The 20848-nt window shown below is 45.0% G+C and carries 11 protein-coding genes; all 11 read left to right on the forward strand.

Annotated features, from left to right (window positions below):
* The first annotated feature begins 5 nt into the window (after positions 1 to 5).
* The 11 genes from xyl3A (at position 6) to BDD43_RS09525 (ending at position 20823) form a co-directional block, all read left to right on the forward strand.
* Positions 6 to 2594, forward strand: a complete 2589-nt coding sequence (xyl3A, locus tag BDD43_RS09475) for a xylan 1,4-beta-xylosidase (protein WP_121197453.1) — start codon at positions 6 to 8, stop codon at positions 2592 to 2594.
* 546 nt (positions 2595 to 3140) lie between these two features.
* Positions 3141 to 4610 carry a carboxypeptidase-like regulatory domain-containing protein gene (locus BDD43_RS09480; RefSeq protein WP_121197454.1) on the forward strand — a complete coding sequence of 490 codons (1470 nt, stop codon included), beginning with the start codon at positions 3141 to 3143 and terminating at the stop codon, positions 4608 to 4610.
* A gap of 75 nt (positions 4611 to 4685) precedes the next feature.
* Complete coding sequence (locus BDD43_RS09485; protein WP_121195917.1) at positions 4686 to 5579, forward strand: IS982 family transposase; 894 nt, start codon at positions 4686 to 4688, stop codon at positions 5577 to 5579.
* 20 nt (positions 5580 to 5599) lie between these two features.
* On the forward strand, positions 5600 to 7285 hold the full coding sequence (locus BDD43_RS09490) for a SusC/RagA family TonB-linked outer membrane protein (protein ID WP_246001861.1): 1686 nt from the start codon (positions 5600 to 5602) through the stop codon (positions 7283 to 7285).
* 11 nt (positions 7286 to 7296) lie between these two features.
* Complete coding sequence (locus tag BDD43_RS09495) at positions 7297 to 9243, forward strand: RagB/SusD family nutrient uptake outer membrane protein (RefSeq protein ID WP_121197456.1); 1947 nt, start codon at positions 7297 to 7299, stop codon at positions 9241 to 9243.
* A gap of 89 nt (positions 9244 to 9332) precedes the next feature.
* Positions 9333 to 10859: an IS1182 family transposase gene (locus BDD43_RS09500; protein ID WP_121195523.1), complete on the forward strand. Its 1527-nt coding sequence runs from the start codon at positions 9333 to 9335 to the stop codon at positions 10857 to 10859.
* A 248-nt stretch (positions 10860 to 11107) separates the two neighbouring features.
* Entirely contained in the window at positions 11108 to 11920 is an 813-nt protein-coding gene (locus tag BDD43_RS09505) for an SDR family oxidoreductase (RefSeq protein WP_121197457.1), read from the forward strand.
* Between the two features lie 124 nt (positions 11921 to 12044).
* Entirely contained in the window at positions 12045 to 14459 is a 2415-nt protein-coding gene (locus BDD43_RS09510; protein ID WP_211339668.1) for a glycoside hydrolase family 127 protein, read from the forward strand.
* A 70-nt stretch (positions 14460 to 14529) separates the two neighbouring features.
* A complete protein-coding gene (locus tag BDD43_RS09515; protein ID WP_121197458.1) occupies positions 14530 to 17130 on the forward strand; it encodes a glycosyl hydrolase 115 family protein in 2601 nt (866 codons plus the stop codon).
* 10 nt (positions 17131 to 17140) lie between these two features.
* A complete protein-coding gene (locus BDD43_RS09520; RefSeq protein ID WP_162847015.1) occupies positions 17141 to 18268 on the forward strand; it encodes a glycoside hydrolase family 43 protein in 1128 nt (375 codons plus the stop codon).
* A 20-nt stretch (positions 18269 to 18288) separates the two neighbouring features.
* A complete protein-coding gene (locus tag BDD43_RS09525; protein WP_121197460.1) occupies positions 18289 to 20823 on the forward strand; it encodes a glycoside hydrolase family 95 protein in 2535 nt (844 codons plus the stop codon).
* Positions 20824 to 20848: the final 25 nt, after the last annotated feature.

Below are 20848 nucleotides of genomic sequence, written 5' to 3' on the forward strand. Positions count from 1 at the left end.
ACGATATGAAAAAAAAATTATTTATCTGCTTAGCCCTGTTTTATGGATCTTTAGCTTCGGCGCAACAGCTGCCCTATCAAAATCCAAATTTGTCTTCCGAAAACAGGGCGAAAGACCTGGTATCCCGCCTAACACTGAAAGAAAAAGTGGGATTGATGAAAGATATCTCGGAAGCTGTGCCGCGCTTGGGTATCAAAAAGTTTAATTGGTGGAGCGAGGCGCTGCATGGCTACGCCAATCAAGGGCCTGTAACCGTATTTCCTGAACCCATTGGTATGGCCGCCTCGTTTGACGACCAAATGGTTTTTCATGTGTTTGATGCTGTTTCTGATGAGGCGCGGGCCAAAAACAATGATTATAAAAAGCATGGAGAAAGCCAGCGTTTTCATGACCTTTCGGTATGGACGCCGAACGTCAATATTTTTCGTGATCCGAGATGGGGCCGTGGCCAGGAGACTTATGGTGAAGACCCTTATCTAACCTCACGGATGGGCGTCTCGGTTGTAACGGGTTTACAAGGCCCTGTCGGATCAAAATACCGGAAGCTGCTGGCCTGCGCCAAGCACTACGCTGTACATTCAGGGCCGGAATGGAGCCGTCACCAAATGAACGTGACCGACGTAACCGCGCGCGATCTTTGGGAAACCTATCTGCCGGCATTTAAAACGCTGGTGCAGGAAGCAGATGTGCGGGAGGTAATGTGCGCATACCAGCGTCTGGATGATGAGCCCTGCTGCGGTAATAGTCGTTTGCTGGGACAGATATTAAGGCAGGACTGGGGCTTCAAATACCTTGTTGTATCGGATTGTGGCGCGATTACAGATTTTTATAATTCTCACCATTCCTCGTCAGATGCAGTTCATGCCTCAGCCAAGGCAGTTTTGTCTGGAACGGATGTGGAATGCGTAGGTTATGCCTTTGATAAGATACCTGAAGCTGTATCCCGAGGCCTGATCAAAGAAAAAGATATTAACACCAGTGTGGTGCGCCTGATGACGCAGCGTTTTGAGCTGGGCGAAATGGATAAGGATGAACTGGTTCCCTGGACTAAGATTCCCTTATCGGTAGTGAACTCTGAGCCGCATCAGAAACTGGCGCTTGACATTGCACGGGAAACCATGACCCTCTTACAAAATAAGAATAATATTTTGCCGCTGAGCAAAAGTGTGCCCAAGATAGCTGTCATCGGCCCAAATGCCAATGATTCGCAAATGCTGTCTGGTAATTATAATGGCACGCCGCTGCGGACTATCAATATTTTAGACGGTATCAGGAGTAAGATAGGCCCCGGGCAGCTCATTTATGATGCTGCCTGCGATCTTACCGATGATAAAATCACACAAAGCCTGCTTGGAGACTGTGATATAGACGGAAAAAAAGGATTCAGGGCAACCTATTGGAATAATCGCAATTTCGAATCCGCTCCCGTTATTGTTGAGCAGTTGACCTCCGCGGTAGCACTCACCACTTTAGGTGCGCATCAGTTCGCACAGGGAGTAAACACAGAAAACTTTTCGGCAAAATACGAGACCGTTTTTAAGGCAACCACGAGCGGGGAGTTGGTGTTTAAACTGGAAGCTACCGGTTCTGCAGAATTGTTCATCAATAATAAACAGGTATTTAGAACCGGCAGTTGGAGATCACTGCCAACGCGCTTCCCTTTGCAGGTTGAAGCAGGGAAAGAATATGTAATTGAACTAAGGTATAAACAATTGAATAACTGGACGGCGAACCTGGGATTTAATTTCGGGAAAGAAATTCCGCTGACCTATGACGGCCTGATCCAAAAGGTAAAAGACGCGGATGTGGTAGTGTTTGTCGGCGGGATCTCACCTAAGCTGGAAGGAGAGGAGATGCCGGTGCAGCTACCGGGCTTTAAGGGAGGTGACCGTACCGATATTGAACTGCCGGCCGTTCAGCGGAATTGCATGGAAGCACTTAAAAAGGCAGGCAAAAAGGTCATTTTTGTTAATTGTTCAGGCTCGGCGATAGCTATGGTGCCAGAAACGCAGAATTGTGATGCCATCTTGCAGGCCTGGTACGCCGGAGAATCGGGAGGGCAGGCTGTTGCTGATGTGCTTTTCGGAGATTATAATCCTTCCGGGCATTTGCCAGTTACCTTTTATCGCAACCTGCAGCAATTGCCAGACTATAGTGATTATGCAATGAAGGGAAGAACTTACCGGTACATAAATGGAGATCCCTTGTTCCCATTTGGATTTGGCTTAACCTATACAAGCTTTAATATTGGTGAGGCCAAGGTAACGCAAAGTACCATTGCCAAGAATGAACCTTTGCAGTTCCAGGTTCCGGTTACCAATACCGGTAAAAAAGATGGAACAGAAGTTTTGCAGATTTATGTTCGTAAGCTGAATGACCCGGATGGCGCATCAAAAACGTTAAGGGCTTTCAAACGCATTCCTGTAGCTTCCGGAAAAACAGATATGGTAAAAATGGATCTCTCACCCAAAACATTTGAGTTTTTTGACCCTGCGGATGCGGTTATGCGGGTGACTTCAGGAGATTACGAAATACTTTATGGAGAGAGTTCTGATCGGAAAAATTTGCAAGCCATCAGGATCACAATTAAATAAATATCGGACCGTAAAAGGGTTCATAGAACAGGGAAATGGATAGTAAATTATTTTTACAGGACATTATCCCTGTTTTTTATTGAACATTTGAACTATATATTTGGACATTTGTAGTAGTGTCCATCATTTCAATTGCAGACTTTTGATAATACGAATGTTACAATGTCTGGGTTCCAAAACCAAGATCAACCAATTATAACAATCAATATAGTAAAGGCTCGAAACTGCGTATAGTATGTTAGTGGATCTATTTAGCACCCAAAAAATGCAACCGATTGAAATTTTTTATTGCAAAAGACTATTGGAACGTGCTTTTATGATAGTTAGAGCCATAAAAATCGATTGTAATTGTATTGAAATGATCAACTTTTCTAACCGGGATGGTGTTTATGCTTTCGAAAAAAGAAGAAAAATAGTAAACCAATTAAACTTAATTTAACGTATGAGACAAAAAGCCTAAAGTAAATCCCTAAATCATACAGGTAAACCCAGAAGTGAGACTTCTTATGGTTTTTTAATTTTTATTTAACCAATTACAATAAAATTATGCGAAAACTTCAACTTATTAAATTCGGGAAAATTATACTGATCACCCTATTGGTGAATATGATTTCCCTCTCTCTGTTTGCACAAGAAATTGCTTTGCATGGCAAGGTAGTAGACGAAACGGGAGAAGCTCTCATTGGGGCTACAGTAAAAATAGCCGGAACTACTATCGGTACTACCACCAATATTTCCGGCGATTTTAATTTGAAAGTTCCTGCCGGAACAACAAAAATTACAGTTTCTTTTTTGGGATACGTAGATTTTGAGAAAATTATTACCAAAGGGGCAACTGATATGGGCAAAATGGCTTTGACCCGGAATACTAAAGACCTTAACGAAGTAGTAGTTGTAGGTTATGGAACTATTAAAAGGTCTGATTTAACTGGAACAGTGGCTTCGGTTGATGCCAAAGCATTGAAAGAAGTTCCGGCGTCTAACGTGTTTGAACAACTGAAAGGCCGCGTGGCCGGTTTGGATATTGTTAATGGAACCAACGGGCCTGTGCTAACTCTGCGTGGTAACCGTACAATAGGTAGTTCAACTGCCGATGCGTCGCTTATCATTTTGGATGGTCAGCCATATTTCAACTCCATCGAAAATATTGATCCTAATGATATCAAAAGTGTTGAAGTACTTAAAGGTGCTTCGGCAACCGCTATTTACGGTTCGCGCGCTTCAAGTGGTGTGCTATTAATTACAACCAACAGAGGCCGTGTAGGGCAAACTGTTACTTCGTATGATTCTTATGTAGGAGTTAGCAAGTTACAAGGTAGAATTAAGTTATTGGACGGACAGGGATTTGCGCAGTTACAAACAGATGCATTGCAGGGCGCGGTATTACAGGGCAACGGCTCTGTTAATCCTTACGCGTTGACAACTACCGAACAGCAGGCATTAAAAGAGGGTGTGAGCACAGATTACGTAAACTTGCTGATTAAACCGGCTTACGTTTGGGATCAAAGTTTAAGGGTATCAGGCGGAACTGATAAAACACAATTTAACGTTGGTACCAGTTACCGTACAACTACCGGTGTGGAGCCCAATAATAGTAGCAGACGTGTGTCTTTAAACGCCACACTGGATCATAAGATCAACAAGGTGATTAAGTTTGGTTACAGCACCGTGACTACCCTGCGTATTCTTGATGCAAGCGGAGGCAGTCAATTTCAGAATGCCGAATACTTTAGCCCGCTTACTTACCCCTATAATGCGGATGGTAGTTTGAACTTAACACCACAGGTTGGCCAAATTGATGCGCAAAACGCTAACCCGTTATTACAAGGCCAAAGCCCAGATGTGTACGTAAACAAAACACGAGAGTTTACAAGCAACAATATTTTATATGGAGAATTAACTCCCGTTAAACATTTAAAGTACCGTTATTCGGTAAACTATAACTTCTTTCAATCATTACAAGATCAATACAACGGTATTGATAAAGTTAATAACCTGAGTTCGATTAATAAATGAGATAATATTTGTCAATCAAAGGAAATGTAAGTATATTTAAGTATCTGACATTCAAATATTTAAATACATTTCCAGATGATTGACTACGATAAAATTACTGATATTTTTTGTATTGTTGACGAGTTTTGCAAGGACTTTGATGCCACTACCCAGCCATTCCTGTTAGGTAAGCCATCTAAACGCCCTCCAACCATGTCTAAAAGCGAGATCATATCCATTTGTATGCTTTTTCATTTAAGTGGCTTCCGGTGTTTTAAACACTTCTATATCTTCTATCTGCAAAGGCACATGCAGCGTGAGTTTCCTAACACCGTATCCTACAACCGCTTTGTAGAACTTAGCCAAAGTGTGCTGATGCCCATGTCTATCTTTCTCAAAACCTGCTGCTTAGGCTTATGTACTGGCATTTCGTTCGTTGATTCTACACCGATAAGGGTATGCCATACCAAACGGATTAAAAGAAATAAGGTATTTAAAGGCATTGCCGAAGTAGGCAAATCAACCATGGGCTGGTTTTATGGCTTTAAGCTCCATATCGTCCTTAGCGACAAGGGTGAAATACTCAACTTCGCTATTACACAGGCCAACGTAGATGACCGGGAACCACTTAAAAACGAAGCTTTCCTGAAAGCTGTTTTTGGCAAACTGTTTGCCGACAAAGGCTATATATCAGAAAAACTGACCAAAATATTGTTTGTTGGTGATATACACCTCATAACCAATATCCGTAACAATATGAAAAACAGCCTGATGACCATGAACGACAAAATCATGCTCCGCAAGAGATCGGTCATAGAGACTGTTAATGATGAACTCAAAAACATCTGCCAGGTCGAACATGCAAGACACCGCTCTTTTACTAACTTTATCACTAATATCGTATCCGGATTGATCGCTTACTCATTTCTCCCTAAAAAACCTTCCATATCCTACCAACAAAATCGATCTAATCAAATTCTTGCTTTCTGATTAATCGAACTCAGGTTAATATATTAACTGCTGCTAAAACTAACGCAACTACTACCAATAACTATTCTTACCGCGTAACCCAAGAGCATTTGTTGAGTTACGAAAATATTTTTGCTCAAAAACATAGTGTAAACTTTGTGGCAGGTTTTACAAATGAACTTGCACATACTGAAAACTCGGCTATGAGCGCACAAGGTATCCCTGACAATTCTAACGTAAACTCTAACCTTAATTTGGCTACAACCATTACCTCAATTTCAGGTAGCGTTAAAGAGCAGGGTATCGTTTCTTTTTTTGGTCGTTTAAACTACGCTTTTAATGGTAAATACAGTTTAACAGCAACCATCCGTAATGATGCCAACTCGGCTTTGTCAGCGGGGCATCAGCATACAACCTATCCTTCAATAGGTTTGGGTTGGATTATCAGCAACGAAAACTTTATGAAGCGTTACAATTTTATTGATAACTTAAAGTTACGCGCTGGTTACGGTCAAACTTCAAATGCGAGTGGTGTGGATCCCTATGGTACTTTAGCTAAATTAAGCACTTATAAATATCAATATGGTGGTGCTTCTGGCGGGGACGCGCAGGGCGTATTGGTAACAAACCTTGTTAACCCAAACTTAACCTGGCAAACAACCAGCGAATATAATCTAGCCCTGGATTTCGCTGTGCTGAAAAACCGCATAACAGGTTCGGTTGAAGTTTATAGTCAACGAACAACCGGCATTATTTTGAATAATCAGCTACCGCCAACCAGCGGTGTTACAAATCAACAAACCAATTTGGGTACATCGGCGGCAAAGGGTTTAGAGATCACATTGAGTAGTAAAAATATCCAGAGTCAAAAGGGCATTAGCTGGTCTACAGATTACAATATGGCTTTCAGCCGTGAACGTATTGTTGAATTACCCAATGGTGCACAACAGAATATAAGCTTGGGTGAATTTGTTGGGCAGCCCTTAAGCACTATATATGATTTGCGTAAAATTGGTATCTGGCAAACAAGCGAAGCTGCACAAGCGGCAACTTTCGGCCAAAAACCTGGCCAGATTAAAATTGAAGACTATAATGGTGACGGCAAGATAAATGCCAGCGATAATCAGTTCATTGGTAACTATCAGCCGCAGTATACGCTGGGTATGACCAACCGGATAAGCTACAAAAACTTCGACCTTAGCCTTGTTATTCAGGGACGTATAGGATTTACAACAAGCGTACCTTATGTTTCATCAAACAACTCTGGTACACAGGGCTGGCAGTTTCTGAATATCGGACGCCATAACCAACCGGTGCTTGATTACTGGACGCCAACTAACCCAACCAATGCTTTCCCGGAGCCAAATGCACAAAATCAGGGAAATTATTTCTCTACTTTGCAGTATTATGACGGATCATTCATCAGAGCTAAGAGTATTAACCTGGGCTATAATGTACCGTCTAAACTGGTCCAAAAGATTGGGATGAGTTCATTAAGGTTTTATGCAAATGTGACTAATCCGTTTATTATTTATGCACCAATTATGCACCATGGGTTCTCTGTTCCCGACCCAGAATCGCAGTATAATATTTTGCCAACTTCGCCATCTTCAGGTGGTAACGTTGCCGGTTACGATAACAACAACACTTCAACGTTTCGTGGTGTGGGTATCAATGCCGGCGAACAAACACGCGACTTTATTTTTGGTATTAATGCAAGATTTTAATTTATACAGCTATGAAAATATTTAATAGAACAAACTTTCTTATTGCTGCAACAGCAGCACTAACTATGGTAACCGGCTGTAAAAAACTGCTTACTGAAAAGCCGGAATCGGACTTATACCCTAAGTACTTTACTACAGCAGGTGGGGTGCAGGCTGCAATTACCGGCGTGTATCAGGATTTGAGGAGTAACTTCTCTGGCGAAGGTATCGTTTATTGCTACAACGGAACAGATGAAAATATAGTTGGCGGCAGCGGCGGTAACGGTGCCAATATATTAAATTCATATAACGGTCTTAACTCCACTAATACTCCTGATTTATTAGGATTGTATACAGATATTAATACGCTTAATGGCGCTATTCAGTACTCATCTGCTATTACAGATGCAGCGACACGAGCACAATATGTTGCTCAAGCTCAGTTTTTGCGTGGTTTTATATATTTTTACCTGGTGCAAACTTATGGCGGTACTACTGCTACACAAAAAAGCGGTATCCCACTACATCTTACCTATAATACTTCGGCAAGTACTGCCGACGCACCCTCACCGCTTTCGGATATTTATAACGCTATCATAGCGGATTTTACTACGGCTGCAACCAACTTACCGGCAACCATTACCGGCACAAATCCTTTCTCGGCAGCAGGGGTTGGAAAATCAGCTACTTCGGCCGTTGCTAACGCTTATTTAGCCAAAACGTATCTAACCAGAGGCTATAATAGCGAAGTTGCCCAACCTGGCGACTTTCAGTCAGCGGCTACTTTAACGGCATCATTAATTTCCAACAAAGCTACTTACGGTTTGGATTTGTGGCAAGATTATAATGACGAGCATAAACCAGCCAATGATTATGGCAAAGAAAACATGTTCAATATTGACTATGGAGGCGCGTCAGATCCTACCTATACTGGTTATACACTCCAAGGTTCGGGCGGTAGCGGTATCAATCAACTTTATGTACTGGCCCGTTTCAATTATGTGAACACAGGTGTAGACAATGTTACTGGCATTGATGCCGTTCCACAAAAGATGAGCTCAAATTCAGCCATGCTTCGCGATGTTTATGGTGGCCGTCCGTATACGCGATTAGCCCCAAATAAGCTTTATACAATGGATGTAGCCTTTGCCGATCAGGTACATGATTGTCGTTATGATGCTACTTTCCAAACTTATTGGATATGCAACAAAGCAGGAGTATCCGGCACAAGTAGTACCGGCACATCAAAAGGACAGCTAACACCTGCATCAAATGTTTCATTAAGCTCATATCAGGTACCCATAGGCGGCGACACATCTATCCTGATGCCTAGCCAGGATGTTACCATGGCACGCCGCGATGCGTTTAAAGGTGTAATTGTTACGCCTAAGCAATTTAACAATACTATTTTCCCTACTGTGAAAAAGTTTGATGATCCAACCCGTACTGCTACAGGAGATTTTTCAAGCCGTCCTATTGTATTGATGCGTTTTTCTGAAGTTTACCTAATGAACGCCGAAGCGAACTATATGTTAAATAACATTACTGCGGCTGCTACATCATTAAACGTTTTAAGGGCGCGCGCGGCTTACCGTACACCTGCCGACGCGGCAACTGTGGCTAATAATCAAGCCAGCGTTACTGCTGCTAATATGGCGGCGGTAAATTCTGCAAACGCAGCTGCTATGCTTTTAACAGGAACACAGTTAGCTCAATTGGCTATACCTAATAATACAACTGTAGGTTCTGCTCCATGCGGAATGGACTTGATATTAGAAGAATACAGCCGCGAATTTTATGGCGACCCACGCCGGTGGTATGATCTTGTGAGAACTAATCAACTGGTAAGGCGTGCAACTAAGTATAACTCTTTTGCAGCACCTTATATTCAGCCTTACCATACCCGTAGGCCGATTCCGCAAAGGGAAATTCAAAATGTTTTAAGCGGACCTGCATACCCGCAAAATAATGGTTATTAATTAATTTCAATTTTAAAAATGTTAAGAGGCTGTCTCAAAAGTGAGGCAGCCTCTTGTTATTTTAGAGTGATTTTTGTTAACTTAAAGGCATGGGAGCGAAAGTAGTTTTTAAGCCATATGACCCTGACCAGTTAACATTTTTACCGTATAAACTGGAGGAGTTAGTACCTGAGGGCCACCCGGTACGCATAGTCAAACAAGTAGTTGACTTGATAGACGTTAAACCGATCAACCGCAAGTATAAAGGCGGCGGGGCATCAAGCTTCCATCCGCGGCTGATGCTGAAACTGCTGGTGTATGGTTACCTGACCAATACCTATTCATCAAGAAAGCTGGAAGACCAGGCGGCACAGAACGTCCACTTTATGTGGCTGTTGGGGATGAAGAAGCCCGATCACAATACCATAAACCGTTTCCGGAGCGAAAAGCTGTCGGGTATCTTAAAGCAGATCTTCTCTCAGATTGTACTGCTGTTGGCAGAACAGGGTATCGTTTCGCTTAAAGAGACTGTGTTTACCGATGGCACCAAGATCGAATCGGTGGCGAACAAATACACCTTTGTATGGGGCAAAAGCATCAAGAACAGTAAAGAGAAGATCAAAAGCCAGCTGGATGAACTATGGAAGTACGCGCAAGGCCTTGCGGCAGAAGAACTAAAAGATACCACGCCAATATCTTTTGAAGAGATCAACCCTGAAAAAGTAAAAGAAACCATAGCTAAGATCGATGCCGCTTTGAACGACAAGGAAGAAGTAAGCAAGCAGGTCAAACAAAAGCTGAACTATGCCAGAAAGAACTGGCCTGCAAACCTGGAACGTTATGACCAGCAGGAAAAGCAGTTAGGTATCCGTAACAGCTTTTCAAAGACCGACCCGGATGCGACTTTTATGCGGATGAAGGAAGACCACATGCTGAACGGGCAGCTTAAACCTGGATATAACCTACAAATATCCACACAAGATCAGTTCATCCTTAACTACAGCCTGCATCAAACCTCTACCGATTATCAGACCCTGCCATCTCACATAGACCAATACGAAGCACTATACAACACACTTCCCCAAGCAGTTGTGGCCGATGCCGGCTACGGTTCAGACGAGAACTACGGCATCTTACAGCAAAAAGGCATCGAAGCCTATATCAAGTACAATACGTTCGACAAAGAACAAAAGGAAGGCATCAAAGCGTTCAGTAATGACAGCCTGCATTACAACGAAGGGGAAAACTACCTGACCTGCCCGATGGGCCAGCGGATGGCACATATCGGTGATGGTCAAAGAATAACCACATCGGGCCATGTACAGCTGATCAGCCGTTACCAGGCAAAGAATTGTAATAACTGCCCCATGCGTGGCGTATGCCATAGCGGGCAGGGCAACCGGATCGTTGAGGTGAACCATTCCCTGAGAAAACACAAGCAGGAAGCAAAGGAAAGATTAAATACAGAACAGGGCATCAAATACCGAAAGCGAAGGCCTGCCGATGTGGAACCGGTATTTGCCCAACTGAAGCATAATCATGGCTTCAGGCGCTTTCTGCTGAAAGGCATGTCCAAAACCGAGGTCGAAATAGGCCTGTTATCCATCGCTCATAACCTCAGAAAGTGGAAAGCCTGAGGCTTTTCGCCCCCTTTTTCCAAAAAACGCTCTTAGAATCGATCAGAAACGAAATATCTGCACAATAGAGCTTCAGCCCCTAATAGCACAATCCAAATATATTCCATAAAAAAACCGCCTCATAATTGCTTATGAGACGGCCTCTTAACATTTAATATAACTTAGGCCAATGCGCTTAAAATAGCAATCTGCCTGGGATTAGAGGGTGCTTTTAACAAGAAGCGATAATATTAAAATATACAAAAAATATGGGAGAATTTAACTTAAAGGATAAGGTTATCATTGTTACCGGAGGTACCGGGATTCTTGGCAAAGCTTTTATTAAAGGCATTGTAACAGCTGGTGGTATTGTTGGGGTATTGGGCCGTAATGAAGCAATTGCTAATGAACGCGTTAGGGAAGTTGAAGCCTTGGGAGGCAAAGCTATAGCACTTATTGCTGATGTTTTGAACGAACAAGAGGTTATAGAAGCTAAGAATAAAGTGATGGATACTTTTGGGCGAGTGGACGGTTTGATAAATGGCGCCGGGGGAAACATGCCGGGCGGGATACTGCAGCCCGACGAGGATATCTTTGGTCTGAACATGTCGGGAATGCGCCAGGTCATGGACCTCAATCTTTGGGGGACCTTGATACCTACGCAGGTTTTCGGAAAGGCGATAGCAGAGACGGGGGGCGGAAGCATAGTCAACATATCCAGTATGGCCGCTCAGCGGGCCATCACCAAAGTATTAGGTTACACCATGGCGAAAGCGGCAGTTGACGCTTATACCAAATGGTTTGCTGTGGAGGCCGCCGCACGGTACCAGGACAAGATTCGGATCAATGCGATAGCTCCCGGTTTCTTTCTCACGGAACAGAACCGGGCTTTATTAACGGAACCCGACGGGAGTTATACAACACGCGGCAACCAGGTGATTAAGCAAACGCCATTCAAACGATTTGGCGAACCGGATGAACTGATTGGTGCCCTGGTATGGTTGCTGGGCGATACTTCCCGGTTCGTAACAGGCACCGTGGTCAACGTTGATGGCGGCTTTTCCGTTTTCAGCGGCGTATAAATTCATTTGGAAAAGCATTATATTTATTAAATGAACATTTATACTATCCTTTTAGTAAAACCTATCAGCCGCAGCACTGAAAAGAACTGAACTTTACCATTTACAGATAAGATCTGCCATAAAAATGCACGAATTGAAAAAATATAATTTTACCGCCGCAGTATTCGCCGGCGTATGGATGTTAAGTTTTTTTTGCGGTGAGCACGTATTTGCCCAGGATAAATTGTACCGTAACGAGTTCCCGCTTTCCGACGTGACCTTGCTCGACGGGCCTTTCAAAAAGGCGAGGGACCTTAACATTAAAAGTTTACTGGCCTACGATGTCGATCGTTTACTTGCGCCTTATCTTAAAGAAGCAGGGCTTACTCCGAAAGCACAAAGCTACAAAAACTGGGACGGGTTGGACGGCCATATAGGTGGACACTATCTTTCGGCATTGGCCATGAATTATGCTGCTACAAAAGATGAGGCGTGCAAAAAGCGTTTATACTATATGTTAGCTGAGCTTGAGGCCTGCCAGAATAATAATGCTTTGATTCATCCGGATTGGGGAATTGGCTATGCAGGCGGCGTACCGAATAGCCAACAAATTTGGTCGCAGTTAAAAAGCAGGAATTTTACGGCTTTTAAGACAGCTTGGGTGCCCTGGTATAATGTTCATAAAATGTACGCGGGCCTGCGCGACGCCTGGTTGTACACCGGGAACGAGAAGGCGAAAAATATTTTTTTAAAATTCTGCGATTGGGCGATAGGAATTACTTCAGGCCTCACAGATGTTGAGATGCAATCCATGCTTGACACCGAGCAGGGCGGGATGAACGAAGTGCTTGCGGATGCTTATCAGATGACACATGAAGCAAAGTATCTTCAGGCCGCTAAGCGCTTTTCACATCATATGTTGCTCGACCCCATGTCAAACGGCATCGATAATCTGGATAATAAACATGCCAACACTCAGGTACCTAAAGCTATTGGCTTTGCCAGGATCGGAGAATTATCTCACGATGAAAAGTTCGATAGAGCCGGCAAGTTTTTTTGGGAAACTGTAACTCAAAACCGAACTCTGGCTTTCGGCGGAAACAGCAGAAGAGAGTTTTTTCCGAGCGCTGCCTCGAACCGCGATTTTCTCACCGATGTAGAGGGACCAGAATCCTGTAATTCTTATAATATGCTGAAGCTTACCGAGGATCTTTTTAGAGAGGAGCCTTTGGCACGTTATATGGATTATTATGAGAAAACGGTGTATAACCATATCCTGTCTACGCAAAATCCCAATACCGGCGGATACGTTTATTTTACACCGGTGCGGCCCCGCAGTTATAAGGTGTATTCCACGCCTAACGAGGCCATGTGGTGCTGCGTAGGGAGCGGGATGGAAAACCATGGCAAATACAATGAGATGATTTATACCCATCAGCACGATTCTTTGTATGTTAATCTCTTTGCAGCCTCTGAACTGAACTGGCGCGAAAAAGGGATCAGGATCCGTCAGGAGACCCGGTTCCCCGACCAGGAAGGCATCACTCTGGAAATTGTTGACGGCTCGTCTAATTTTACCTTATTGGTGAGGCACCCTGCCTGGGCGGCCGACGGAGAGTTTCGCATTTTGGTTAATGGCAAGACCGCCGCTTCGGCATCTCATCCATCCTCTTACGCCCAGATCACCCGCCAATGGAAAAAGGGGGATGTGGTACAGGTTACCTTCCAGATGCACAATACAATAGTACATTTGCCCCATGTACCTAATTATGTTGCCATTATGCACGGCCCGATCCTGCTTGGCGCAAAAACAGGTACTGAGGATCTTAAAGGGCTTAACGCCAATGACAGCAGGTGGGGGCATATCCCAAGCGGAAAGAAACTTCCGCTTGACAAGGCTCCGATCATAATCGATGACAATCCGGACCATATAGCCGCCGCACTAACCGGAATCAAGGATCAGCCGCTGAGTTTCAGTGTTTCACAATGGAAGCTGATTAATCCGGCTGATGTTAAGTTGGAACCTTTTTACAGGATACACGAAAGCCGGTATATGATGTACTGGATGACATTAACCAACAAGCAGTATCGCAGCTACCTGGACTCTTTGGCACTCAGGGAAAAAGAAGACCTGGATTTACAAAACCGGACGGTGGATTTTGTTAAAGCCGGTGAACAACAGCCCGAGGTTGACCACCATATGCTGGACACCCGGTCCAGAACCGGTGTTGCACATGATCAGGTTTTCAGGGAAACATCTGATGGCGGTAGCTTTAGTTATGATCTGGCAACAAACGGAGAAAAAAACTTATCGCTGGTTGTTGGCTATGAAGGGCCTGATCGCCGGAAGCAAAACTATGAGATTTACGTGGATGATGTTAAACTCGAAAGCACGGGAGTGCCTTTTCGTAAGGGGCAGGCCGACCTGTTCGATATCATATACCAGATTCCGGATGCGATGATCAAAAGGGCCGACCATGTGAAAATTCAATTCAAGGCGCCAGATAACTTTAGGCCAGGGCCGGTTTACTACCTGAGGCTGATTCGGGCAGGCAAATAATTAAGCTTTTTCTTTTCTCACTAATACGCAATTCTAAAATGATCTGCGATAGTATAAACGTCAATTTAAAATGAATGCTAAACAGCGTAGTTTAAAATTTCTGGCAGGATTAAGTTTTTGTTGTATCTTAAGTTTACTTAGCCTGCAGAGCGCAGCACAGCAGATTGGTGGATTGGGAGAAGATCTCATTTCAGCAAAGCCCTTGTCTGAGCGGGATTTTCCGATAGTTGGTATTGATCAAGTTGCTGCAGGCATTCGCTATGACGACAATGACTATAAAGGCGTTATACGGGCTATCGGGGATCTGAGGAACGATATTGACAGTGTTACTGGGGTAAAACTGGCGATTATAAACAATAAACCGAGCGATATTGACGAGATCATCATCGGTACCTTGGGCCACAGTAAGCTAATAGACGAGCTTGTTTCTGCAAAAAAGCTCGCTACGCAGGACCTCAAAGGAAAATGGGAAAGTTTCGTTATAAGTACCATACCCGGGATAAGCAATAAAAATAAAAAATGCCTCGTGATTGCCGGCAGCGATAAGCGAGGCACAATCTATGGGATTTATGAGTTATCTCGTCAGCTGGGCGTATCACCATGGTACTGGTGGGCCGACGTGCCGATCCAAAAGCGGACTGCCGCCTATGTAATCTCCGGTCGTTACAGCTCAGGTGAACCTAAGGTACGTTACCGGGGAATCTTTATCAATGACGAGGCTCCTTGCTTTACCGGCTGGACCCAGGCAAAATATGGCGGCCGGAACAGCAAAGTATATACCCGCATGTTTGAGCTGTTGCTGCGTTTAAGGGCCAATTATCTGTGGCCGGCCATGTGGTCAAGCGCGTTCAACGAAGACGATCCTGAGAACCCGCGCTTAGCCGATGAATACGGCATTGTTATGGGGACCTCTCATCATGAGCCAATGTTGAGAGCTCAGCGCGAATGGACCATACATCACAACGAGTTTGGTAATGGTGAGTGGAATTATGTTAGTAATAAACAGGGTGTCCAGGACTTTTGGAAACAGGGGCTGGAACGAAATAAAAACTATGAAAGCATTTTGACGATGGGGATGCGCGGTGACGGGGATTTGCCTATGCCGGATGCCGGAAGCGCGCAGCAGAACTTTACTGTGCTCGAAAATATTATGGCCGACCAGCGCAAAATTATTGAAGGAGTTACGCATAAGCCGGCTGATCAGACGCCGCAGATTTGGGCTCTGTACAGCGAGGTGCTGGAATATTTTGACCAGGGGATGAAAGTGCCTGATGATATGACTATTCTGCTCTGCGATGATAACTGGGGTGACGTGAGGCGGCTTCCGGAGCTTGCTTCCAAGAAACGCAAGGGCGGTTACGGCATGTATTATCATGTAGACCTGCACGGCGCGCCCAGGGCTTATCAATGGTTGAATATGACACAGATACCCCATATGTGGGAGCAGTTGCAGCTGACTTATGATTACGGTGTGGACAAAATATGGATTTTGAACGTGGGCGACCTGAAACCCAATGAATATCCGATGGATTTTTTCCTCAATATGGCCTGGAATCCTAAATCATTTAATCAGAATAATCTAGGTGAATACGCGGCCCGGTTTTGCGCTCAGCAATTTGGTGCAGCCCAGGCATCCGAAGCTGCTGATATCCTCAGCACCTATTGCAAATTTAATAGTCGGGTGACCGCTGAAATGCTGGACAGCAGAACCTATAACCTGGAGAGTGGGGAATTTTTGAAGGTAAGAGATGCCTATCTTGCGCTTGAAACAAGAGCCTTGAGGCAATATCTGGAGCTGTCACCGCGGTATAAAGATGCTTATATGGAATTGGTAATGCATCCGGTAAGGGCTATGGCAAACCTGTACGACCTTTACTACGCTGTTGCCATGAACGGCAAGCTTACCGCTGATAAAGACCTGAAGGCAAATTACTGGGCAGACCATGCCGAATATTGTTTTAAGCGAGATGCCGAACTATCAAAGGACTATAATTTGAATGTAGCAGGTGGTAAATGGAACCATCTGATGGATCAGACCCATATTGGATACAGATCGTGGGATGAGCCGAAAGGCGGCAATAGTATGCCTAAAGTGTTTAGGGTTAAACCCGACGAAGTGAAACCGGGTTCTTTTGTTTTTACAGAGAAAAATGGCGTAGTTGCGATGGAAGCTGAACATTATTTTGAGGCCCGAGCCAATGCACAGGCGCAGTGGGTGATAATCCCCGAACTGGGACGGACGCTTTCGGGAATGGCCTTATTGCCTTATACTGCTACCACCGATCATTCAGCTCTGCTTTATAAAATGAAGCTCAGTTCTCAGTCAAACCATGTTACATTGCGGATATTTTTCACTTGCACGCTTCCTTTCAAAAAGGGAGGACAGCGCGTTTCCGCAGCATTTGACGGCGCGAAGGAAACTGTGTGGAATATCAACGAGGATCTAATCTGGAAAAATAATTATACCCGGATGTATCCCTCGGGTGCTGCCAGAATTATAGAATCGGTTAAAGTACTTGAACTGCCGGTAGTGAATGACGGGGTTCATCTGCTTCAGATACAACCTTTGGATCCCGGGGTGGTGATCCAGAAAATCGTTGTTGATGCCGGTGGCTACGAACCGACACATCTCAAAATGGAAGAAAGTCCCTACAAAAAAGAAAAAATTTAAAATATACTTTATGAGTCGCATCTTCAAACTGGCCGCATATTTCCTGCTCGCCTCTTCTGCTTGCCTGGCACAGGTTAAAAGCCCCGCTACCAATCCGGCAAATGCAGCATCCGGCCATACTTTCCGATATACTAATCCTATCACCCGGGATACGTCTATTTCCATGCGAGACCATTTTATTATCAAGGTAGGCAATAAATGGTATTGCACCGGCACATCCAATCCCGTTTGGACGGGGTATAACCCCGGTGTCCGGATGCTGGAATCAGATGATCTGATCCACTGGAAACAGGATGCCTGGTTGATTGATGCGAGCAAACTTCCTGCGGATTGCCCTTACAATGGCCGTTTTTGGGCGCCCGAGATTCACCTCATCAAAAAGAAGTTCTGGCTAACGGTAAACAGCGGGAAGGTGACCAGGGAAGACCCTAAGGGTATGAAGTCACACAGTATCTGGCTATTCGTTGCCGACCAGGTTACCGGGCCCTATAAGCTGGTTAACGGGCCGCTTACGCCGCAGTACAATAATGACGCTACGCTTTTTGAAGATGAAGATGGCCAAACCTATCTTTATTGTAGTGGGAACGGATTGTTTCAGGCCAAGATAGACCTGCAAAACGGAAAATTGATTGGTACGGTGCAAAAGTTTCTGGATAAAAGGCAACCTGGATACCCGGAATGGATGGTAGGAGGGATAGAGGGCCCTTTTGTGGTTAAACGCGATGGTTACTATTTTATGTTTTTTTCAACCTGGACCAGGGGCTACGAAGTTGGCTTACTCAAATCTAAATCTCCGCTGGGGCCTTGGGTACTGGCCTCGCCCGAGCCCATTTTTGGCTGCCGTAAAAAAGGCTTCCGTCCCGAATTGGCTATTGAGGGAGGATATGCTGATCTGAAATTCCAGGATTCTGAGGACCCTTACTGCGAAACCGGGCACAATGCCCTGTTTGAAGGCCCGGACGGGAAGTTGTGGAGCAGCTGTCACTACCTGATGTATGAAAAGCGGCCCTATCCTTACAGCCAGGTTTTACAGCCTTGGGAAAAAACAACGCAAATGGGCATTGAGCCCGTAACGTATAAGGACGGGGTATTTGGCATTAAGGGCCCAACATGGACCGAACAAGTGATTGAATATTAACTTATCTGTTTCCTGTCACCATGAATTTACAACAGAATATAAAGCAAGCCGTTGTGCCATATATCAGCACAGTGCTTCGTGTTACGGTTAGCATCGTTTTTTTGCTTGCCATCATCAGCGTAAGCAATGTTTGGGCACAAAGCAGTACACAAGATGCAACGGATTTAAAACTATGGTATAAGCAGCCAGCGGGCAAGATTTGGGAAAATGCCTTGCCCATAGGCAATGGCAGGCTAGGCGCAATGGTTTACGGAAACGTTGGCCTGGAAACGGTACAACTGAACGAACATACCCTTTGGAGCGGTGGCCCCAACCGGAACGATAATCCTTTGGCCCTAGACTCACTTGCGGCGATGAGAAAGCTTATTTTTGAAGGTAAGCAAAAACAGGCCGAGCAGTTAGCAAATAATGTCATTATCAGTAAAAAATCTCAGGGACAGATGTTTGAACCCGCAGGTGAGCTGCACCTGGCTTTTAAAGAGCAGGAGCAATATACAGCTTACTACAGAGACCTTGATCTTAAAAATGCGGTCACGGTAACGTCTTATGTGGTAAACGGGGTTACTTTCAAAAGGGAAGTTTTTGCCTCCCTGTCTGATCGTGTAATCGTGATGCATTTAACCGCCAGCCGGCCGCACAGTATTTCTTTTACGGGGTATTACTCTTCCCCGCAGACGGGCGTTGCCGTCGCAACGGGGGAGACGGGCAAGCTTACATTCGGCGGGACAACTATCGACCACGAAGGGGTGAAAGGTATGGTGCGTTATAAAGGTTTAATTGATTTTAAACCCAACGGCGGAATGATTAGCCGGAACGACACCTCTATCATTGTAAGGGATGCCAATGAGGTAACCATTTTGATTGCTTTGGCAACTAATTTTGATAACTACCACAATTTAGGCGGAAATGAAAACCTCAGGGCCGAAACCGATCTCAATAAAGCTGGGGGCAAAACTTATCAGCAATTAAAAAAAGCACACATCGAAGCTTATCAGCGATATTTTAACCGGGTGTACTTTAGTCTGGGCGGAAACGTAACGTCCGACAAGCCGACGGACGAAAGACTGAAAAACTTCAGCACAGGAAACGATCCACAGTTTGCGGCACTTTATTTTCAGTATGGCCGTTACCTGCTGATTTCGTGCTCCCAGCCCGGCGGCCAACCCGCTAACCTGCAGGGTATCTGGAACAACAAACTTTATCCTGCCTGGGACAGTAAATATACCATCAACATTAATGCTGAAATGAATTATTGGCCGGCTGAAAAAACCAATCTGGCTGAATTACATGAGCCCTTTCTGCAGATGGTAAAGGAACTGGCCGAATCGGGAAAACAAACTGCGAAAACCATGTACGGGGCCAGGGGCTGGATGGCGCATCATAACACGGATATATGGCGGGCAACGGGCGCGGTTGACGGCGCGTTCTGGGGTATCTGGAACCAGGGCGGTGGCTGGACAAGTCAGCATCTATGGGAACATTTTCTCTACAGCGGCGATAAAAATTACCTGAGATCGGTTTATGGGATATTGAAAGGTTCCGCTATGTTTTACGCGGATGTACTTGTTGAAGACCCCGCCCGTCACTGGCTCGTGATGAATCCCGATATGTCACCTGAGAACGCGCCCAGGGCGCATCAGGGTTCTTCGCTTGATGCAGGAACAACCATGAGCAACCAGATTATTTTTGACAGCTTCAGCACGGTAATCAGAGCCGCGGAAATGCTTGATACAGACAGGTTGTTTGCCGATACATTGAAAAGGATGCGGGCTAGGCTGTCCCCGATGCATATCGGCAAGTATGGGCAGCTCCAGGAATGGTTGGACGATATTGACGACCCTAAAGATAGCCACCGGCATATTTCTCATTTATACGGCCTGTTTCCCTCCAACCAGATCTCGGCCTATCGTACACCCGGGCTTTTCCAGGCGGCAGGGACTACCCTTTTGCAGCGTGGCGACGTATCTACGGGTTGGAGTATGGGCTGGAAGGTTAATTGGTGGGCCAGAATGCTGGACGGTAACCATGCTTATAAGCTGATCCGCAATCAGCTGACGCCGCTTGGGGTTAACAAGGGGGGAGGGGGAACCTATAATAATCTCTTTGATGCACATCCGCCTTTTCAGATTGATGGAAATTTTGGATGTACATCGGGCATTGCCGAGATGTTGATGCAAAGTGCGGATGGTGCCGTTTTCTTGTTGCCCGCCCTGCCCGACGCCTGGCGCGAGGAAGGCTCTGTAGGCGGCCTGCGGGCTATTGGCGGTTTCGAAATTATTGACATGAACTGGAAAGAAGGGAAACTCACCAAGGTTACCATCAGGTCTAAACTGGGCGGTAACCTGCGTTTGCGGGTGCCAAACGCATTAAAAGCCATTTCCGGAGTGCTGAAAGACGCGAAAGGTACAAATAACAATCCTTTCTATCAGCTCAACCCCGTTCCGGCTCCGGTTATTTCCCCGGCTGCCCCTGTAGTGCCCCTGAAGCTTGATGCTACCATTTTATACGATATGCTAACGGAACCCGGAAAAAATTATACACTGCTGGCGCGGTAGTAACCAACGCCGATAATTGAATGAT

The organism is Mucilaginibacter gracilis, assembly GCF_003633615.1.
Classification (GTDB): Bacteria; Bacteroidota; Bacteroidia; order Sphingobacteriales; family Sphingobacteriaceae; genus Mucilaginibacter; species Mucilaginibacter gracilis.

What these genes read in the sequence shown, in the direction of transcription:
- xyl3A (WP_121197453.1), top strand. Translation starts at nt 6, where the DNA reads ATGAAAAAAAAATTATTTATCTGCTTAGCCCTGTTTTATGGATCTTTA.
- BDD43_RS09480 (WP_121197454.1), top strand. Translation starts at nt 3,141, where the DNA reads ATGCGAAAACTTCAACTTATTAAATTCGGGAAAATTATACTGATCACC.
- BDD43_RS09485 (WP_121195917.1), top strand. Translation starts at nt 4,686, where the DNA reads ATGATTGACTACGATAAAATTACTGATATTTTTTGTATTGTTGACGAG.
- BDD43_RS09495 (WP_121197456.1), top strand. Translation starts at nt 7,297, where the DNA reads ATGAAAATATTTAATAGAACAAACTTTCTTATTGCTGCAACAGCAGCA.
- BDD43_RS09500 (WP_121195523.1), top strand. Translation starts at nt 9,333, where the DNA reads ATGGGAGCGAAAGTAGTTTTTAAGCCATATGACCCTGACCAGTTAACA.
- BDD43_RS09505 (WP_121197457.1), top strand. Translation starts at nt 11,108, where the DNA reads ATGGGAGAATTTAACTTAAAGGATAAGGTTATCATTGTTACCGGAGGT.
- BDD43_RS09510 (WP_211339668.1), top strand. Translation starts at nt 12,045, where the DNA reads ATGCACGAATTGAAAAAATATAATTTTACCGCCGCAGTATTCGCCGGC.
- BDD43_RS09515 (WP_121197458.1), top strand. Translation starts at nt 14,530, where the DNA reads ATGAATGCTAAACAGCGTAGTTTAAAATTTCTGGCAGGATTAAGTTTT.
- BDD43_RS09520 (WP_162847015.1), top strand. Translation starts at nt 17,141, where the DNA reads ATGAGTCGCATCTTCAAACTGGCCGCATATTTCCTGCTCGCCTCTTCT.
- BDD43_RS09525 (WP_121197460.1), top strand. Translation starts at nt 18,289, where the DNA reads ATGAATTTACAACAGAATATAAAGCAAGCCGTTGTGCCATATATCAGC.